The sequence below is a fragment of the Anaerococcus sp. Marseille-P3915 genome (assembly GCF_900258475.1).
GTDB classification, from domain to species: Bacteria; Bacillota; Clostridia; order Tissierellales; family Peptoniphilaceae; genus Anaerococcus; species Anaerococcus kampingae.
The window spans coordinates 71374-90003 of sequence record NZ_LT984887.1; the positions used below are offsets into that span (position 1 = coordinate 71374).

12 protein-coding genes and 1 tRNA gene are annotated in these 18630 nt (G+C 35.4%); 11 read left to right on the forward strand and 2 right to left on the reverse strand.

Annotated features, from left to right (window positions below; genetic code table 11):
• The first annotated feature begins 64 nt into the window (after positions 1 to 64).
• From nadE to C8269_RS00285, 3 genes are all read left to right on the forward strand, one after another.
• Complete coding sequence (gene nadE, locus C8269_RS00275; protein WP_106459894.1) at positions 65 to 1858, forward strand: NAD(+) synthase; 1794 nt, start codon at positions 65 to 67, stop codon at positions 1856 to 1858.
• The gene (locus C8269_RS00280) at positions 1848 to 2648 is read left to right on the forward strand and encodes a metallophosphoesterase (RefSeq protein ID WP_106459895.1); all 801 of its coding nucleotides are present in this window, start codon (positions 1848 to 1850) and stop codon (positions 2646 to 2648) included. The genes nadE and C8269_RS00280 overlap by 11 nt, the downstream gene beginning before the upstream one ends.
• Positions 2639 to 2712 (forward strand) — tRNA-Arg (locus C8269_RS00285). The genes C8269_RS00280 and C8269_RS00285 overlap by 10 nt, the downstream gene beginning before the upstream one ends.
• 76 nt (positions 2713 to 2788) lie before the next feature.
• On the opposite strand, the gene C8269_RS00290 is transcribed toward C8269_RS00285, so the two are convergent.
• On the reverse strand, positions 2789 to 3475 hold the full coding sequence (locus C8269_RS00290; protein ID WP_106459896.1) for a thermonuclease family protein: 687 nt from the start codon (positions 3473 to 3475) through the stop codon (positions 2789 to 2791).
• Positions 3468 to 3887, reverse strand: coding sequence for a Fur family transcriptional regulator (locus tag C8269_RS00295; protein WP_106459897.1), 420 nt, complete (start codon positions 3885 to 3887; stop codon positions 3468 to 3470). The genes C8269_RS00290 and C8269_RS00295 overlap by 8 nt, the downstream gene beginning before the upstream one ends.
• 98 nt (positions 3888 to 3985) lie before the next feature.
• On the opposite strand from C8269_RS00295, the gene C8269_RS00300 reads away from it, so the two are divergent.
• Genes C8269_RS00300 through C8269_RS00335 form a run of 8 tightly spaced genes read left to right on the forward strand, consistent with a single transcriptional unit; the run spans position 3986 to position 18170 of the window.
• Complete coding sequence (locus tag C8269_RS00300; protein ID WP_106459898.1) at positions 3986 to 5050, forward strand: metal ABC transporter solute-binding protein, Zn/Mn family; 1065 nt, start codon at positions 3986 to 3988, stop codon at positions 5048 to 5050.
• Positions 5051 to 5076: 26 nt separating this feature from the next.
• On the forward strand, positions 5077 to 5736 hold the full coding sequence (locus C8269_RS00305; RefSeq protein ID WP_106459899.1) for a metal ABC transporter ATP-binding protein: 660 nt from the start codon (positions 5077 to 5079) through the stop codon (positions 5734 to 5736).
• Positions 5730 to 6545, forward strand: coding sequence for a metal ABC transporter permease (locus C8269_RS00310; RefSeq protein ID WP_106459900.1), 816 nt, complete (start codon positions 5730 to 5732; stop codon positions 6543 to 6545). The genes C8269_RS00305 and C8269_RS00310 overlap by 7 nt, the downstream gene beginning before the upstream one ends.
• 60 nt (positions 6546 to 6605) lie before the next feature.
• A complete protein-coding gene (gene yaaA / locus C8269_RS00315) occupies positions 6606 to 7328 on the forward strand; it encodes a peroxide stress protein YaaA (RefSeq protein WP_106459901.1) in 723 nt (240 codons plus the stop codon).
• Positions 7325 to 8446, forward strand: a complete 1122-nt coding sequence (locus tag C8269_RS00320; protein WP_106459902.1) for an exonuclease SbcCD subunit D — start codon at positions 7325 to 7327, stop codon at positions 8444 to 8446. Before yaaA ends, C8269_RS00320 begins: the two co-directional genes overlap by 4 nt.
• On the forward strand, positions 8436 to 11471 hold the full coding sequence (locus C8269_RS00325) for an AAA family ATPase (RefSeq protein ID WP_106459903.1): 3036 nt from the start codon (positions 8436 to 8438) through the stop codon (positions 11469 to 11471). Before C8269_RS00320 ends, C8269_RS00325 begins: the two co-directional genes overlap by 11 nt.
• The gene (locus tag C8269_RS00330; RefSeq protein ID WP_106459904.1) at positions 11468 to 14824 is read left to right on the forward strand and encodes a PD-(D/E)XK nuclease family protein; all 3357 of its coding nucleotides are present in this window, start codon (positions 11468 to 11470) and stop codon (positions 14822 to 14824) included. The genes C8269_RS00325 and C8269_RS00330 overlap by 4 nt, the downstream gene beginning before the upstream one ends.
• Entirely contained in the window at positions 14811 to 18170 is a 3360-nt protein-coding gene (locus C8269_RS00335) for a UvrD-helicase domain-containing protein (RefSeq protein WP_106459905.1), read from the forward strand. The genes C8269_RS00330 and C8269_RS00335 overlap by 14 nt, the downstream gene beginning before the upstream one ends.
• The last annotated feature ends 460 nt before the right edge of the window (positions 18171 to 18630 follow it).

The following is an 18630-nucleotide window of genomic DNA, read 5'->3' on the forward strand; positions in this document are numbered from 1 at the left end:
AAGATGGGCCCTCCGGGGTCCTCTTTTTTTGTCCACAAGGGGTAAAATAAGATTAGGTGATAAAATGAAAAGAAAAATAAAAATTACGGCTAAAAATTTCCCACTAGCTCTTGGAAATGTAAAAGCCAATCTTAAAAAAATAAAAGAAATAATTAAGAATTGTGAAGAAGAGAAAGTAAATATTCTATGTTTGCCAGAGCTTTGCCTAACAGGGGCAAGCCTTTACGACTCATATTTAGAAGGCGACCTTCTAGAGGCGGCTGAAAATGGCCTAAGGGACTTAGTAGAATTTAGTAAGAACTTTGATTTGGCCTTTACTATAGGTCTACCAATTAAGACAAAATTTGGTATTTACAATGCGGTAGCCCTAATTAAGGGTGGAGACCTACTTGGACTTGTGACTAAGTCTGAACTTAAAAATTATGAAAAATCCATATTTTCTGATAAGCCAGAGGGAACATTTAGGGCTTTTGACTACGAACTAGATTACGAACCTTTTGTAAATTTCATATCAGGCCTTAAAATAGGAATATCTGTAGGTGAAGATGACTTTGAATCCTACCCAAAAGCCTTTGACCTCAAAAAGATGGGAGCTGATATTATTCTGAACCCGTCAGCTTTTACTAGAACAATTGGCTCTGATGATGATCTTAGAAAGGATATAGAGTATTTATCAAAAGACCTTATATATGTTAACGCCTCAGCAGGCCCTGGTGAGTCTTCAACAGACTTTGTCTATAGTGGATCAAAAATTCTAGCCAAAGACGGTAAAATTTTAGAGGGTGATACAGGAATATTTCTCATGGACATCCAGGAAATAGAATATGAGCCAAACTTCCATAATTTTACAGAAGAGAAGGTAGATGTAGAAAAATTTCCATACCTACCTAAGGAAGAATTTTCTTATGAATTTATGAAGGAAACCCTAGAAATAGGTGCCCTTGGCCTAATAAAAAGACTTGAGGCAATAGGTGCTGATAGGGTATTTCTAGGCCTATCAGGCGGCCTTGATTCGACTATGACCCTCCTTATCATAAATAAGGCCTATGACCTAATGGGTCTTGATAAGGATAAAATAGGCATTTACACCATGCCAGCCTTTGGCACAAGTGATAGGACCAAGTCAAATGCCTATAAGCTTGCAAAAAGCCTAGGACTTGACCTAAAAGAAATAAATATTAGCAAGTCTGTAAGTGCGCACCTTGCTGACATTGGTCACGATGGGATAACAGCAGATACAGCCTATGAAAATGCCCAGGCCAGGATGCGTACCCAAGTCCTCTTTAACCTAGCCAATATGTATGGGGGTCTTGTAATAGGAACTGGAGACTTATCCGAGTGTATGCAGGGATTTGCCACCTACAATGGCGACCACATGTCAAATTATTCCTTAAATGCTACCCTAATGAAAACTGAGCTTAGGTATATAATTAAATCCTATGCCCACTTTACAGATAATAAGGACCTAGCAGAAGTCCTAACTGATATTTTAGAAACTCCAGTATCTCCAGAGCTTAAGAGCGAGGATAAGGGAGAAATAAGCCAAAAAACTGAAGAAATCATAGGGCCTTACGAGCTAATAGATTTCTTTATTTACCAACACTTGACCTACCATAAAAAGGCTAAGGAAATCCTAGCTGATGCAATAATTGCTTTTGCTGATAAATATGATGAAAAAACTATAAAAAAATGGTTGATATCATATTTTAAACGCTTTACAGCAAGCCAATTTAAAAGGTCATGTGCAGTAGATGGGCCAAATATCACAGGCAGGTCCTTTTCACCAAGAGCAGGCTTCAGGATAGCCTCAGATATGTCAGCTAAGATGTATTTGGAGGATTTAGCAGATGAAAACTAAAAATAAGGTAATTTTGGCAAGCCTTGCACTAGCGGCAGGGCTTGGCCTAAAATACAACCACGACCAGTGCTTTGTAGCCAGGGAAAAGACAGAAACTTTCTACTCTGATAAGGTCGAATCAGATATAAAAATAACCCATATAAGTGACTTCCACTCAAATGTCCTAGTGAATCTAGAGGAAGTTCTAGGAAATATAAAAAAATTTGACCCAGACTTAATATTTTTAACCGGGGATATGATAGATTATCCTACAGATTCTAAAATAGAAAGGACCATGTATTTTATCAACAAGCTAGATGAGCTTGGCATAAAAACATACTTTGTAAGCGGCAACCACGAAGAAGCAAGCCAAGATTCAGAAAAATTCTATGCCCAGATCCAGGATTTAGGCATAAGATTTTTGCAAAATGAGGGAGAAAAGATTAAAATAAGAGATAATGACCTATATATTTATGGGACAAGTTATTTTGGGGCAAATCTTGCAGCCTTTGATCCAAGTGAAAATTCCTTAAACCTAGTCTTATCTCATTTTTCAAAGAAAATCAGGGATAAGTATGACCCAAGAATTGATTTTATATTTTCAGGTCACACCCACGGAGGCCAGGTAAGAGCACCTTTTATAGGAGCACTAGTTGCGCCAGGTGAGGGTTATTTTCCAAAATACGATAGGGGAGAATTCAAATACGGCTCATCCACAATCTATATAGAAAGCGGCCTAGGCAACACCTTCTTGCCACTGAGGTTTCTAAACCCAATCTCCTACACAAACATCACAATCAAGCGTCCTTAGTTTAATGGCAAAATAGGGGTGTCCGAAGCCCAAGATCAGGGTTCGATTCCCTGAGGGCGTGCCAAAGAAAAAGAACTGCACAAAATGACCGAATCCCAAATCAGCAATACGGATGGGATTGGTCAGTTGATGCAGTTCTTTTATTTTGCTGGCCTAAAACCAGCTTTTTTTGCTTCTTCTTCGCTATCAAAAATTATGGCGTTTTTATCTTTCGTGTTTTTATAGCCATAACTTCCCTCTAGGTGGTAGAGGCCTGAGTTTTTGTTGGCTTTTACCTTTTTCTTGGTATTTTCCTCTCTACTTGACCAGATTCCTATAGCCTTATCCATGGCTTGATTTTCTAGGGCTTCTAGCTGGTCTTGGTATTTGGTATCTGGCTTATAAAAGTTTGAAAAGGCAAGGCCTTCCTTAACTAGGATTCCATTTAAAGTTTTTTTGCCAATATCATCTGTACTTGGGTTTACTACTGGCTCTTCTAGCCAGATATAACGCAAAAGTCTGTCGTACTTATCCCTGTCAGATATATCTTTTTCTAGGTAAATGTCCTTATCTTTTAGAGCTTTTTCTGTAAAATCTTTGGCTTCTGGCCCCATAAATTCATCTGGGTGGTCCCTATTTGCAATCTCGGGTGTATTAATTCCAACAAAGCGGACTTTTTCTATATTTCCGTTTATATTTACCCTGATTGTATCACCATCGATAATTTGAATGACCTGGGCTTTGACATAGGAACTTTGATTTTCTTCAACCTTGCTAGGTTGATTTTCTAAATCACAAGAACTAAGACTAAGCGCAAGGCAAAGGTATATTAATATCTTCCTAAGCATTTATCTTGGCCTGGCAGTCTGGGCAAATACCATAAAATTCGAAATTATGGCCTTCGATAATAAAGCCAGTTTCTCTTTCGATTTGGCCTTCAAGCTCATGAATTGGGCAATTTTCTATTGTAAATTTCTTATGGCAATGGCTGCAAGTTATAAAATGCTTGTGATTTTCCTTCTTTATTTGGTAATAATTTATTCCGTCAAGATCGCTTGTCTTAAAAAGAAGATTGCTCTCTTCTAAGATATTTAAGTTTCTGTAGATGGTAGAAAGGTCAATTGCAAGTTCATCTTTTATTCCGTCATAGATATTTTGGCTAGAAACAGGGCTATCAGCCTCTAAAATATATTCAAATATTATCCTCCTAGCCTTGGTAATTCTTAGGTTTTTGTCTTTTAAGAGTTCGTTAAGTTTCATATTATCACTCCTTAGGATATTATTATACTTTTTATTTGACAGAGGGGTAATTTATTATATAATACTTAATGCAAATAACTTGCATAAAGGAGAATTATATGAAAAATAAAAATATATTAATGTTAATGGCCCTAAGCTTAGCCTTCACAGCTTGTGGTAATCAATCACCAAAAGAAGCAGATACTAAGACTCAGGTAGAAGAGCCTCAAAAAACAGATAAGGAAGTAGCAAGCGATGAAATTTATGGATCTTTTTATCCAATCTATAATCTAACTAAACAAATAGCTGGAGATAAATTCAACGTAAAAGCTTTCAACTCTCTTACAAGCGAATCTCATGGCTGGGAGCCATCTGCTAAGGATATGGCAGAATTATCTGAAGCTAAATTGTTATTTATAAATGGTGCTGGCATGGAGGAATGGAAAGATTCTGTAGAAGAAAGTCTCGATATAGAAATGGTAGATACTTCTAAAGATTTAGATCTAATTAAGGCAAGTGAAGAAGACCACGACCATGACCATGACCACGAAGATGCAGACCACGATCACGACCATGAAGATGCCGACCATGACCACGAAGACGCAGACCACGATCATGATCATGAAGAAGGCGAAGAAGGTCACCATCACCACCATCATGGAGAATTTGACCCACACACCTGGCTATCTCCAGTAAATGTCAAAGCCCAAGCTAAGGTAATAGCTGATAAATTATCAGAAATTGACCCAGCAAATAAGGATTATTACCAAGAAAATTACGAAAAAATCGCAGCAGACCTTGATGGAATAATCGAAGAATACACAGACAAATTCTCTAAAGTAGAAAATAAGAAATTCATAGTTCCTCACCAAGCTTTCGGATATATAGCAAGAGACTTTGGCCTAGAACAAATTCCGCTTGCAAGCCTAACATCAACAGATGATCCAGATGCTAAGGCTATGAAGGAAGTTACAGACCTAGCTAAGGCAAATAAATTAAACACAGTATTTTATGAAGCAGGCGGTTCAGATAAAGCAGCAAAGACCATAGCTGATGAAATCGGCGCAAAAGTAGCTCCACTAAACACCATGGAATTTGCAAGCAAAGAAGAACTAGATAAGGAAGTTAAAATTCAGGATATAATCAAAGAAAACCTTGAAAATATCTACAAATCTCTAGCATAATCCTATATTAAAAGCATAATATATACATGAAGCTTATAGAAATAGAAAAACTAAAATTTGGATATAATGAAAATTTAATATTAAAAGATGTAAATTTAAGTCTTGAAAAAGGAGACTTTGCCGTAATTTCTGGAGAAAATGGATCAGGCAAGTCAACCCTCATCAAGCTAATTCTAGGTGGACTTAAAAAGGATGAGGGGTCCATTAGGCTTTTTGGTATAGACATAGAAGATTTTAAAAATTATAACAAGCTTGGCTATGTCCCACAGGTCAATGATTCTATAAAAATAGCCTTTCCTGTTACCTGCTGGGAATATGTAAGCCTAAACCTCTACAAGGATTTTAACATCTTTAAAAAACTTAAAAAATCTAACAAGGAAGATGTAGAAAATATCTTTACCAGCCTAAATATCAAAAACCTAATAGATAGGCCCTTCAACAAACTATCAGGAGGCCAAGCCCAAAGAGTAATGATAGCAAGGGCCCTAGTAGCAAACCCTGACCTTTTAGTCTTAGATGAACCAACAGTAGGTATTGACCAAAAGTCCAAAGACGACTTCCTAAAACTCTTAGTCCACCTAAACACCAATCACGGGATTTCAATTTTAATGATAACCCACGAGATGGAAATTTTAGGCGACTATGTGGATAAGATATTTAGATTAAGGGAGGGAGTCATATGTTAAACTATGATTTTATGAGAAGGGCCCTAGGGGTAGGAATAATGCTTGCCCTAATCATTCCCATGATAGGTATGGTCATGATAAATAGAAAGACATCCATGATAGGAGATGCCCTTTCTCACTCATCGCTAGCAGGTATAGCTATGGGATTAATTATGTCAATAAATCCCATGTGGACATCCCTTATAATCTGTATAATATCAGCCTTTGCAATAGAATTAATCAGGAAAAAATTTAAAGAATTTGGCGACATGGCCACAGCCATCATAATGAGCCTAGGCATAGGCCTTGCGGCAATCCTTTCAGACTTTGCCCCAGGAGGCAAATCCTTTGAATCATACCTATTTGGCTCAATAACAACAGTATCATCTAGTGATTTGATCATGGTTAGTATAATATTTGTCCTAGTAAGCCTAGCATCCTTCTACCTCTACAATGCCCTGCTTTATATATCAATCAACCCCCTAATGGCAAGGCTAGCAGGAGTAAGGGTGGCACTTATTAATTCAATATTTACAGCCCTAACAGCCCTAACAATTGCAATTTCAGCAAAGATAGTAGGAGCCTTGATGATCACATCCTTAATGGTAATACCGGTAGCAAATGCACTGATAATAGCCAAATCCTACAAGCAAACCTACATCATATCCCTAATATTTTCCCTAATATTCATGATTTTAGGAATTACCATATCCTACTACGGCGGCCTAAAACCAGGCGGAACCATAGTAGTACTCGCCATAATCTCATTAATGATTACAGGCCTAATAAAGTTAATAAGCGACAAGCTAAAGAAAAAGATCTCTAAATAAAAAGGGGTCTTTTTTGTGTCCTCATATGTTATAATATTAATATATAAAGAAAGGATTTTTATGAAGATTATTATTTCACCAGCCAAAAGTTTTAAACATTTTGATAATATAGATACAGAGGAACTGCTTTTTCCTAAGAAGACAAGGATTTTAGTTGATAAAATTAAGAAGCTTTCTATGAATGAGATGGGTAACCTCAATAGGACCAACGATAAATTGACCGAGAAGGCCTATTATGATTTCCAAGATTTTGATTTTGACAAGTTAAAAAATCCGGCACTTTTTTCCTATGATGGCCTTGTTTTTAAGCAATTTAAGATGGATGATTTTGATGATTTAGCTTATCTAAACGATCATGTTTATATCCTATCAGCTCTATATGGCCTTCTTAGGCCGATGACAGGGATTCGTGATTATAGGCTTTATTTTGACAATACTATGTATGACCTTTACGAATTTTGGGGCAAGGATCTTTATAATAAGCTTTTTGAAGATGATGACCTGGTTTTAAATCTGGCATCTAAGGAATATACCAAGACCATCAGGCCATTTCTTAAAGATGAGGATAAGTTTATCACTGTTGATTTTAAGGAAAATCGTGATGGCAAGCTTAAATCAATTGTCTCCTACATGAAGCAGGCTAGGGGAGTCATGCTTAGGGAGATTATTAAAAATAAAATCGAAGATATTAACCAGGTTAAAGAGCTTGTTATCAATGATTATAAGTATGACCCTTATTATTCTACGCCTGATACCCTTACTTTTGTGAGGGATAAGAGATGAAACTCCTCCACCTATCTGACCTTCATATTGGCAAAAGTCTGGGTAATTTTTCACTCTTGGAAGATCAGAAATATGTTCTTGATCAAATCTTAGAAATTATTGAAGAGAAAAAGGTCGAAGCTGTCATGATTGCAGGAGATATTTTTGATACAGCCCTTGCAAGTGCAGAGGCTCTAGACCTTTATAATTATTTTATAGAAAAAATCGTCTTTGATCTTGATATCCCAGTCCTTGCCATAGCAGGTAACCACGATTCAGCCAAAAGGCTTGATGTCAACAAAAGATTTTATAAGACTAATAAATATTACCTAGCAGGTGAATTTAATAGGGATAAGGTCACACTTTTTGATGATGAGGGCCCTCTTAATTTTTACCTTTTGCCTTTCATGTCCCTAGCCAAAGGAGAGGTTCTTTTTGGGGAAAAGCTTGATGATTTTACTAGGCTTTATGAGCTTGCACTTGAGGGGATAGATTATAATGATAGAAATGTCTTAATCACCCACTGCTATGCTTCTTATAGTGAAAGTACTCTAGAGACAGCCTATAATGAGGGCCAAAAGCCCCTAGTTATTGGCGGGTCTGACATGATGGATGCTAGTCTTTTTGATAGATTTGACTATGTGGCCCTAGGCCACCTTCATTCTGCCCACTTTGTTAAGGAAGAAAAAATAAGATATGCCGGGACCTTTATGCCTTATTCCTTTGATAAGAAGGATATTAATAAGTCTGTGACCCTAGTTGACCTAAAAAAAGATAGTCTAGAAATAGAAAAAATTCCTATAAAGCTTCTTAGAGAATTTGAAGTAAGGCAGGGGCTTTTTGATGATTTGATTAGAGAAGATCCGTCAGATTCTTATATCAAATTCATCCTAGATGATGAGGCGACAGTTGAAAATGCCATGGCAAAATTTAAGGCCAAATTTCCAAATGCAGTCCTTATAAATTATGCAAATAAGTCTGTCTTTGACCTTGACGGGGAAAGTCTTGATATAGACCTAGACAATAAAAACCCCCTAGAGCTTTTTGCTGACTTTGTTGACTTTAAAGACAGCAGAAAGCTTACAGAGGCAGAAGTTGAAATCTTGAAAGAAGTGATTGGAGAAGATTTTGAAGGCTAAGAGACTAAAAATGCGAGGTTTTCTGACCTACAAAAATGAAATAGAAATAGATTTTACCAAGTTTTTTGATAAGAAAATCTTTCTAATATCAGGCCCTACAGGGTCAGGTAAGACTACGATATTTGATGCCATATCCTTTGCCCTTTATGGGTCTATTCCAAGAGAAATAAGCCAAGAAAATATGAGGAGTGACTATCTTAAGGAATATGATCCGGACACTTTCGTTGAATTTGAATTTGAAATTGGGTCAAAGACTTATCTTATAGAAAGATACCCAAATCAAAGGTCCATGGGAGCTAGGGGTCCAAGGAATTTAAGCCATAAGGCAAGTCTTTTTGATATAAGCGATGAGAAGAAGCTTTTAGCAGATAAGCCAAGAGATGTAGAGCCCATGGTTAAGGAGATAGTGGGTCTTGATGTAGACCAATTCTCAAAGGTAATGCTCCTAGCCCAGGGCAAGTTCCAGGAGTTTTTATCAGCTAAATCAGATGTAAAGGCAGCCCTACTTTCTGATATTTTCAAAACCAAAAAATACAGGGATATTACAGGTAGGCTCAAGGAAAGGGCCAAGACAAGCAAGAATAAAATTAAGGAAATTGATGATAAATTATTAAATATTATCTCCTATGATGAAATCTTAAAAGAATCGATCAATGAGGATTATATACTAGCTCTTGATTTTAAAAATATCCAAAAAATTATAGAGGACAATGAAAATGACCTTGGACTTAAGCTAGATGAGTTAAAGAAGGAAGAAGAAAGACTAGATAAAAATATAAAAAATTCTTATAGGAACTTGGAGAAGTCTAAAAATACTAATGAGAATATAAGCTCTTATCAAAAATCACAAGCGGCTTACAATCTTTTGTATAAGAATTTTGAAGAAAAATCTAAAGAAAAATCTGACCTAGACCTAGCTAGCTTTGCCAAATCAATCAAAATCTATGAGGAAAGAATAGAAAAGACTCAGGATTCTGTAGAAAATTTGACCAAAAACCTAGAGGCAGATAAAAATCTTTTGGAAGAGAAAAATGCTGAAGCAAAAAATCTAGAAAAAGACTTGGCAAAGATAGACGACCTTGCCAAAAATTTAGATAAAAACAAACTTGCCCTAGCAGAAAAGGAAAAGACCTACCAAGCTCTTGGTGAATTTTTATCAAATAAAAAAGCCTACGAATCTATAAAAACTATTGAAAAAGAAAAGCAAGACTTAGAGGAAAAGATAAAAAATATAGATGAGAATCTAGAAAACTTAAGAAAAACCTATGGACAAGCCCGTGAAGATAAGGCGAAACTTAAGGAAGAGGGCCTAGAACTTAAGGAAAAATTAAGGGCCAGAGAAGATAAGCTTCTTAGCCTTAAGAAAGACCAGGCAAGGCTTCTAGAAAACAAGGCCTATGAGAAAGATATTGAAAGCTTAAGCAAGGAAAGAGAAAATTATCTTAACTTAAAAGATAAAGCGAGCCTAGATAGGGAAATTGACCAGCTGAATTATTTTATTGAAAGGCTAAATAAAGATGGGATATGCCCTGTTTGTGGGACTAGGCATGAAGAAAAATTCCCCCTTCACAAGTCAGAGGGCTTAGATTTTGATAAGATAGTTGAAAAGCTAAATGACCTTAACCTATCCTTTGAAAAGATTAGGCTACTTATTGATAAAAATATCAAAGATTTGGAAATGGACGATAGTCTTGAAAATATAAGGGGTCTTATAAAGGAAAATGAGGACCTTATCAAATCTTATGGGGATCTATTAGCTAAAAATCAAAAGGAGATTGACCTTAAAGATAAGTTATTACAAAAGACAGAGGAAGAGGGGAAGACCTTGGGCCTTGAAAAAGAAAATCTAGGCCAAGCTTTAAAAGAAATAAATATTAAGCTAGACCGACTCCAAGAGTTAAAAATCGCCTACCTTAGCCAGAAGGAGAAAATGGAGGGCCTTAAAGAAGAAGCCCTATTAGCTGAAATAAAGTCATTTGAAAAAAATATAAAAGAAGCAAGTGATTTTATAGAAAAGACTAAGTCCCATGATCAAGAAATAAAACTTGCCCTTTCAAGTCTTAAGGCAGAAATTGGATCTTTTGAAAAAACTCTTTCAGAAAATAAAGAAAATCTCACAGCCTACAAAAAAGAATTTAAGGACAAAGTATCTGAAAAATTTGAAAATGAGGATGTCTACAAGGGTTATCTTGATAAATTTGATGAGTTCGACCTTTTAAAAAGAGCAAACGAAGAATATTTTAAAAATCTTGATAGACTAAAGGCTAATCTTGATAATCTAAAGGATTTTAAAGACCTTGAAATCATAGATTTAGAAATCTTTAAAGAAAAAATTATAGATCTTGAAGAAAAGGCAAAATCTCTGGCTGATAGAAAACTATCTCTAAATCAAGGCTTATCTTCCTTTAAAAGGGCGGGCCTTGAGATAAAGGCCATAAGCCATGAATTTGAAAAGGAAAAGAATAAGTCTCTTAGTCTTACAAGACTTGCTGATCTTGCAAGCGGGACAAGTGGAGCCAATAAGGGAAGGGAGAGGATTGATTTTGAAACCTACATCCTAAGTGTCTACTTTGATAGGGTTCTTAACTTTGCCAATAAGAGGTTTAATAAGATGACAGATGGTCAATTTACTATGATAAGGAAAAAGGAAGCGACCGATAATAGGTCCAAGGCAGGTCTTGATATAGAAATCCTAGATTCAAATACAGGTAAGCGCCGCCCAGCCACAAGTCTTTCAGGTGGGGAATCCTTCCTTGCAAGCCTATCCCTTGCCCTTGGCCTTTCTGATGAAATTGGAGCAGAAAATGGGGGAATCAGGATAGATACCCTATTTATAGACGAGGGATTTGGAACCCTTTCTAAGGAATTTCTGGATAATGCCATAAGGGCTATTGAAGAAATTTCTAAGGATGACAGGTTTGTTGGCCTAATTTCTCACGTGGATGAATTAAAAGATGCCATTGATGCCAAGATTTTGATAAGTTACGAGCCAAGCGATGGATCAAAGATAGAGGTGAAAGCATGATTTCATTAATACTAGCAAAAAAAGAACAGGATAAGAGCCTATATATTTACAAGGAAATAGAAAAAAGGCTTGAAGCTGGTCAAAAATCAATTCTTATAGTTCCTGAGCAATACACCCTAGAAACTGATATAGACTTCATAAACAATATCAGATTTTCTTCAGTAATGGATGCTAAGGTCCTTTCCTTTTCATCCTTTGCTGCATTTTTCCTAGATAGGGCGGGCCTTGATAAGCTTAAATTCCTAAATAAGGAAGGCAAGCTCATGATCCTTACAAATATAATGCACGATTTAAATGATAAGCTCACTCTTTTCAAAAATTCCTATGGAAATATCGACTTCATCAATTCGATTACAGATTTGATTGCAAGTTTTAAGGATAATAATTTTGACCAAGATTTTTTTGAAAGTATTAAGGATGCTGAAATAGATGAGGCCAGCAGGATAAAATTTGAGGAAATAAGGCTAATCCTTGATGCCTACCAGGAAGCTCTTTCAGGCAAATTCATTGATGGTGAGGATATGACCTCTCTTTTAGCAGAATCCATTAAGGATGCAGACTTTCTAAAGGACTATCACTTTTATTTTGATAAGTTTGACTATATGGAAGAAAGGAAACTTGAGCTTATATCTGCCCTTGTAAGGGAAGAAATTGACATCACTATTGGCCTTAATCTAGATCCTAAAAATCTAAATGAAGCCCTTCCAAGAGCAGAAATATTTGACCCAGCCTTTGGCTTTTATAAAAAACTTAGATCTAATTTTAATTGTGAAATTATAGAAATGGAAAATACGGAAAATAAGGCAGACCTTGACCACTTCTTAGATAACTTTGATATTTTTAACCCAAGGCCATATCTAGATAAGCCTAATAATATTAGGGTTTTAGAGTCTATATCGACAAGGACTGAGGTGGAAAATATTGCCCTTCTTATCAATAAATTAATAAAAAGTAAGGACCTAAGATATAATGATTTTGCCATCTACATGACAGAAAATAGCGAATATGAAAATATCCTAGCTAAGACCTTTGATAGGTATGACATCCCTATATTTTTGGATAAGCGTAGGAAGATGAGTGATAATCACATTATAAAGACCTTTCTTGCCCTCCTTAGGCTTAGGGTTAATAAATACAGAAAAGAAGACCTCTATTATATCCTAAATTCTAAGCTAATTGATTTTGGTGAAACTTACGAGGAAGATTGCCACATCTTCATCAAATTTATTGGCAAAAGAAATATAGCGGGTGCCATGTTTGAAGATGATAAGTATTTTATTCTGGATTATGATTTCTATGAAAAGTTTTTGGAAAATGATCCAAAAAGAGAAGAAAAGCTTAAGAAAAAGGAAGAAGAATACCAGGCCATAAATAGGGTAAGGGATAAGATTTTAGACCTTTTAGGAAATTTAGCTAATGAAGGGAAGATACGAGACCTTGTTGAAGGTATCTATAAGATGATTTCTGATTCATCAATAAGACTTGCCATTACAAGTTTTCAGGAAGAATTAAAGGACCTTGCAGCCCTTGATGATTATAGAGAAAATGAGCAAATTTGGGATAAATTTATAGAGATTTTAGACCAATTAGTTTTAATTATGGGTGAGAGAGATACAAGTCTTTCTAGGATTTATAGCCTAATAGAAGCAGTGACTAAGGATATTAAAATTGGCCTAATTCCACCATCTAAGGACCATCTTATAGTAAGTGATTTTAAGAGGGAGAGGGTTTCAAATAAAAAGATAAATATAATTTTAGGCCTTAATGATGCCTATTTTCCATCGGGAGAGTCTAGGGATTTTATCATAAATGATGATGAGAAGGAAGACCTAAAAAAGCGTGGGATTGACCTTAAATTATACGATAAAGATAATGAAAGTCTTGAAAAGCTAAGTCTTTATAAGATAATTGTAGGATCTGACAAGCTAATATTTTCCTACGCTCTTTCTGATAAGTCAGGAAAAGAACTCAAGAAAAGCTTGGTTTTAAATGATATTTTAAATATTTTCCCTCAGATGCAAGTAAAATCAATTACAAAACTTGAGCCTAATCTTGCCGCTTATTCTAAGGAAGGCCTTAAGAAATTTGCCCTAGAAAATCTAGAAAAGATTAAGAAAAACGAAAAAATAAGCAAGGAAGATTTGGACTTAAGCCTAGATTTCATCAAGTATTTAAAAGATAATTTAGAAAAAAACGACAATCAGAAAATCTATGATTCAATTTTCAAGGGACTCTTTTTTACCAATGACAAGGCTCCGCTTAATTTAGACCTTGCTGGCAAGCTTTATGGGAAAAGGGCATATTCAGTTTCAGAAATTGAAACTTATTCACGTTGTCCTTACAAATATTTTATCTCCTACGGCCTAAGACCTGACGTGGAAAATGATTTTGACATTGACCAGATGGAAATAGGAAATATCGTCCACAAGTCACTTGAAGAGCTTTCAAGATTATTAAAAGAAGAAAATATCGACGATATCACAGATGAAAAACTAGATACGCTTTTAGAAGAAAATTTCAAAGAAGGCATAGATTTAAACCTGGAAGCTTTGAGAAAAGATTCGCCTAAAAATGCCTATATCCTTGAAAATATGCTAAATTCTGCTAAGAGAAATGCAAGGGAAATCAAAAGAGGTCTTAAAAGGTCAGACTTTAAGCTCTTTGCCTTTGAGGAAAGCTTTGATAAGGGAGGATTTTTTGACCAGGTCGATATAGATGGGGAAAACTACCTAAGGGGTAGGATTGACAGGATAGATAAGGCAGGAGATTTAATTAGGATTATAGATTATAAGACAGGGGCCAAGAGCTTTAAACTTGTAAATGTCCTAAATGGTCTTGATCTCCAGCTTATTGTCTACATGATGGCAGCAAGTGATAAAGATTTTAAACCTGTAGCCTCTTTCTACTTGCCACTTAGGGATGAGATTGAAAAGATGGATAAGGTTTCACTTACAGATCAAGAAAATCTCAAGGAAATCCTAGCAGATAAGTTCCAGATGACAGGCCTTTTGCTTAAGGTTAATGAAGAAGTTATAAGGCTTATGGATAGGGATTATGACAAGGATAAGCTTGCTGTCTTTGACCCAAAGAAAAATGAAATTGTAAATCCTGAAGACTTTGAGGTTTTGACACACTTTACCAAGGATTTGATAAAACAAATAATTGAAAATATCAAAAATGGCCTAATCGACCTAAGGCCTGTCAGGGAAGATAAGCAAAGAAAAGAATGCACCTATTGCGATTATAGGGGCATATGCAAGTTTGATGAGATAATTGATTCAGATAGGTTTAGGGATATAGACAAGTCCCTAAAGATAGAAGATGTAAAGAGGGATGCTTATGACAGAGATTAAAAAAACCAAGGCCCAAGAAGCTGCCATAGACACAGAAGATAAAAATATAATAGTTTCAGCTGCAGCAGGATCCGGCAAGACCTTTGTCCTAGTTGAAAGAATCATCAGCCTAATGAAGAAATATCATATAGATATTGATAAGATGATAATTGTAACCTTCACCAACAAATCTGCAATCGATATGAAAAATAAGATAAGGGCAAGGCTAGAAGAGGCGGCAGATGACTTTGATCCAGATTTTCTTAGAAGACAGATAAGGCTCTTAAAGACTGCCCAAATTAAAACCCTCCATGCTTTTTGCTCTGATATGATTAGGGAAAATTTCTATTATTTTGATAAGTTAAGTCCTAATTTTAAGGTCCTAACAGAAAATACATCTATTATTATGAGGGCAAATGCCATAGATGAAATATTTGATGAAGAATATGAAAAGATGACAGATGGCTTTAGGATCTTTTTAGAAAATTTCGCCCAAAATAGAAATGATTCTCCTGCCAAAGGTCTTATTCAAGATACTTACAACATGATAATCGGCCAAATTGACCCACTTGCTTGGCTTGATAAAAATACAAGGTCAGCAAATATCGGTGACAAGCTTAAGGAGATTTCAAAAAAATCTCTGAGGGACATGAAAGATAAGGCTTTTAAGCTAACAGTCATGGCCAATGAAAATGACATGAGAGAAAAACTCCAAGAGCTTGTGACAGAAGATTATTCAATATTTTTAGACCTTGAAAATAATCTTGACTCTTGGGATGAATTTTTAGAAAAAATAGAAAAGGTAAAGTTTGGCAGACTTTCTTCATCCAAAAATGATGATAAATTCCTTTACAATATCCTAAGAACTGACAGAAATTCCTATAAAAATTCTCTGGATAAGCTCAAAAATCTGGTAAGAAATACATCTTCTGACCTTATAAGCCTTACAAGCCATAAGGAAGAAATCCTCTTAGGAGAAATTAATAGGCTTACAAGGCGTTTTATGGAAGTTTTTGATCAGAAGAAAAAGGCCAAATCTTATCTAGATTTCAACGACCTCGAGCAATATTTTATAAGGCTATTAGATAATGAAACTGCAAGAAATAAGCTTGTTGATAAATTTGAATATATCTTCTTCGATGAATACCAAGATTCAAATGAAATTCAAAACTATATAATAGAAAAGCTTAAAAGGGAAAGAAGGCTATTTTTCGTAGGAGACGTCAAGCAATCAATCTATGGTTTTAGGAGGGCAAGGCCTGACTTATTCCTAGAAAAGCTTGATATATACGAAAGGGAAGAAGATTCTGTTAGGATAAATCTAAATGAGAACTTCAGAACTGATAGGCTACTCTTAGATTTTAATAACTATATCTTTGATAGGATAATGACCAAAGAGACAAGTGGCATTGACTATAAAAACGGCGGCCACAGGTTAAATTTCGGAAGAGATAAGGAAAATCCAAATGCCAAAGTAGGCCTTACAGTTCTTGATAAGGCAGTAAATGAGGAAGATTACCTAGTTAGACTCATAAGAGATTTAGTAGGGGAAGGCTATGCCTATAAGGATATAGCAATCCTTTTAAGAAGCGGAAATAAGTCATATGTATATGAAGAAGCCTTCAAAAGAGCAGATATTCCTTATTTTAACGACATATCAAAGGTATCATTTTTGGCAGCAGAGGTTAATTTTTTCATAAATCTTTTAAAATATCTGGCCAATCCAAATGATGACATTGTTCTGCTTTCTGTCCTTAGAAGCGAAATTTTTAATTTCAGCGAAGATGACCTGGTAGAAATAAAGCTTTATTCTGATTCCTTTAGGTTTTATGATTGCTTTGATAATTATGATGGGAATGAGCAAATAAAGGCAAAAATTGATAATTTTAAGCTGGTCATAAAGGATTTAAAAAATAAACTCGCCATCTACTCTCTTTTCGATTTTGCTAACTACCTTTTTGAAAAAACTGGCCTTTACGACTTCCTCATGGCAAGGGATTTGGGAGCTGATAGGATAAATAATATAGAATCCCTAATCGACCTCATGGCAGAATACGACTCAGCCAATGACAATGGTCTTTATGGATTTTTAACCTATTATGAAAATATTTCAAAGACCCAAAAAGATAGCATAGACCAGTCAAGAGATTTATCTGAAGAAGAGGACCTGGTAAGGATAATGACCATCCACAAGTCAAAAGGGCTTGAATTTAAGGTGGTAATCCTTGCAGATTCATCAAGATTAATAAGAAATATGCATTCGAGAAATCTTGCAATATTTGATGATAAGCTTGGCATTGGAATCGATGTTGCAGATTATGATAGAAAGGTCAAGGTCTCATCAATAAATAAAAAGTTAATTGAAAATAAGCTTGTAGAGGAAGATAAGAAAGAAGAGATGAGAATCCTCTATGTAGGTCTAACCAGGGCTGAGGAAAGGCTATATATAACAGGAACTAAGTCACAAAGCTCTTTAGCAAAGCTTTATCAAAATGTAGATTATCTTGAAATGTCAAGCCACCTAGACTGGATCCTCTCAAGCCTATCCTTCGATAAGATAGGTGAGGAAATTTTTGCTAAAGACTACTTTACAGATGATTTTGATAAGCGAGTAGATATATCATATCTTGAAAGCCTAGAAGAAGAAAAAGTCAGGGAAAGTAGGGATATAGGTAAAATATTTGAGGATATCAAACCTAGTGCAAATTATAAAAAAATAGAAGACCTAATGGATTTTACCTACAAGGGGGTAGATGATATAGGCGAAAGCCTTAAAAAATCAGTAACAGAGATAGCAAAAGACTTCAACAAAGAAGAGGAAGGCTACGAAAGATCATCTTTTGGGGAAAATTATTCAAATATAGACTTCAAGAAACCAGCCTTCATAGAAGAAGAAAAAACCTACTCAGCCACAGACAAGGGAAGCCTAATCCACAAAGTCTTTCAGAAACTCCCAATGAAAGAATATGATAGAGAGAGTCTTAAAGCAGAAATAGAAATCTTAATAGAGAACCAAATAATAGAAAAAGAAGGGGCAAAACTTTTAGAAGTGGATAAATTTTTAGGATTTTTCCAAAATGATCTGATAAAAGAATTAATCAAGGAAGAAACACCTTACAGAAAAGAAGAATCCTTCCTAATGCAGTATGAGGATTACTACGTAAATGGTCAGATAGACCTAATCTTTGAAAAAGAAAACGAAATAATCCTAATAGACTTCAAGACAGATAGGATAAAAAGAGAAGAAGCCTACAAAAAGCAGTTAGAAATCTACAAAAAAGCTTTAGAAGAAGCCTTGGGCAAAAAGGTAAGCATGGGGCTTATATATTGGTATAATAGTGGGGAGATTAGTGTTTACAATAAATAATGGGTATTTTAGGGGAGCTTCCCCTAAAACCCCTTTTTTTATTATCCAAGATAATAGTATTTTAGACTTTGATTCTTCGTAACTTAACCATTTAATATTTAATTTCTATTTACTATTGAATCTTCGTAATAAGGGGAGGCCCAAGGACCCTTTCGCATGGGTCCTCATCGGCCTCCCCTTAAACCCCTCCCCGTTACACCCCACAAGCGACTCCTTAGCGGAGTGCGAACAGAGAAGATTGCCTAACGGCAATCCTATCTTGGTAGACAAATCTCTTTGTTTTAGATTTCCTTATTCTTACTGATTTTGACATTCTGATGCCTAAAAATCTCAATCTAGTCCAAATATTTATTTTGTATACACTCTACATCTCAGCACTTACAAAATTTAATTTGTACTCGTGCGTCAGGAGATTTTCTTAACGGCATCTCCATTTACAAAATATTCCGACCATGGGAGA

Excerpts from the sequence above, each read along its gene's own strand:
- nadE (WP_106459894.1), top strand. The coding sequence starts at position 65 with ATGAAAAGAAAAATAAAAATTACGGCTAAAAATTTCCCACTAGCTCTT.
- C8269_RS00310 (WP_106459900.1), top strand. The coding sequence starts at position 5,730 with ATGTTAAACTATGATTTTATGAGAAGGGCCCTAGGGGTAGGAATAATG.
- C8269_RS00290 (WP_106459896.1), bottom strand. The coding sequence starts at position 3,475 with ATGCTTAGGAAGATATTAATATACCTTTGCCTTGCGCTTAGTCTTAGT.
- C8269_RS00335 (WP_106459905.1), top strand. The coding sequence starts at position 14,811 with ATGACAGAGATTAAAAAAACCAAGGCCCAAGAAGCTGCCATAGACACA.
- C8269_RS00280 (WP_106459895.1), top strand. The coding sequence starts at position 1,848 with ATGAAAACTAAAAATAAGGTAATTTTGGCAAGCCTTGCACTAGCGGCA.
- C8269_RS00300 (WP_106459898.1), top strand. The coding sequence starts at position 3,986 with ATGAAAAATAAAAATATATTAATGTTAATGGCCCTAAGCTTAGCCTTC.
- C8269_RS00330 (WP_106459904.1), top strand. The coding sequence starts at position 11,468 with ATGATTTCATTAATACTAGCAAAAAAAGAACAGGATAAGAGCCTATAT.
- C8269_RS00295 (WP_106459897.1), bottom strand. The coding sequence starts at position 3,887 with ATGAAACTTAACGAACTCTTAAAAGACAAAAACCTAAGAATTACCAAG.
- C8269_RS00320 (WP_106459902.1), top strand. The coding sequence starts at position 7,325 with ATGAAACTCCTCCACCTATCTGACCTTCATATTGGCAAAAGTCTGGGT.
- yaaA (WP_106459901.1), top strand. The coding sequence starts at position 6,606 with ATGAAGATTATTATTTCACCAGCCAAAAGTTTTAAACATTTTGATAAT.
- C8269_RS00305 (WP_106459899.1), top strand. The coding sequence starts at position 5,077 with ATGAAGCTTATAGAAATAGAAAAACTAAAATTTGGATATAATGAAAAT.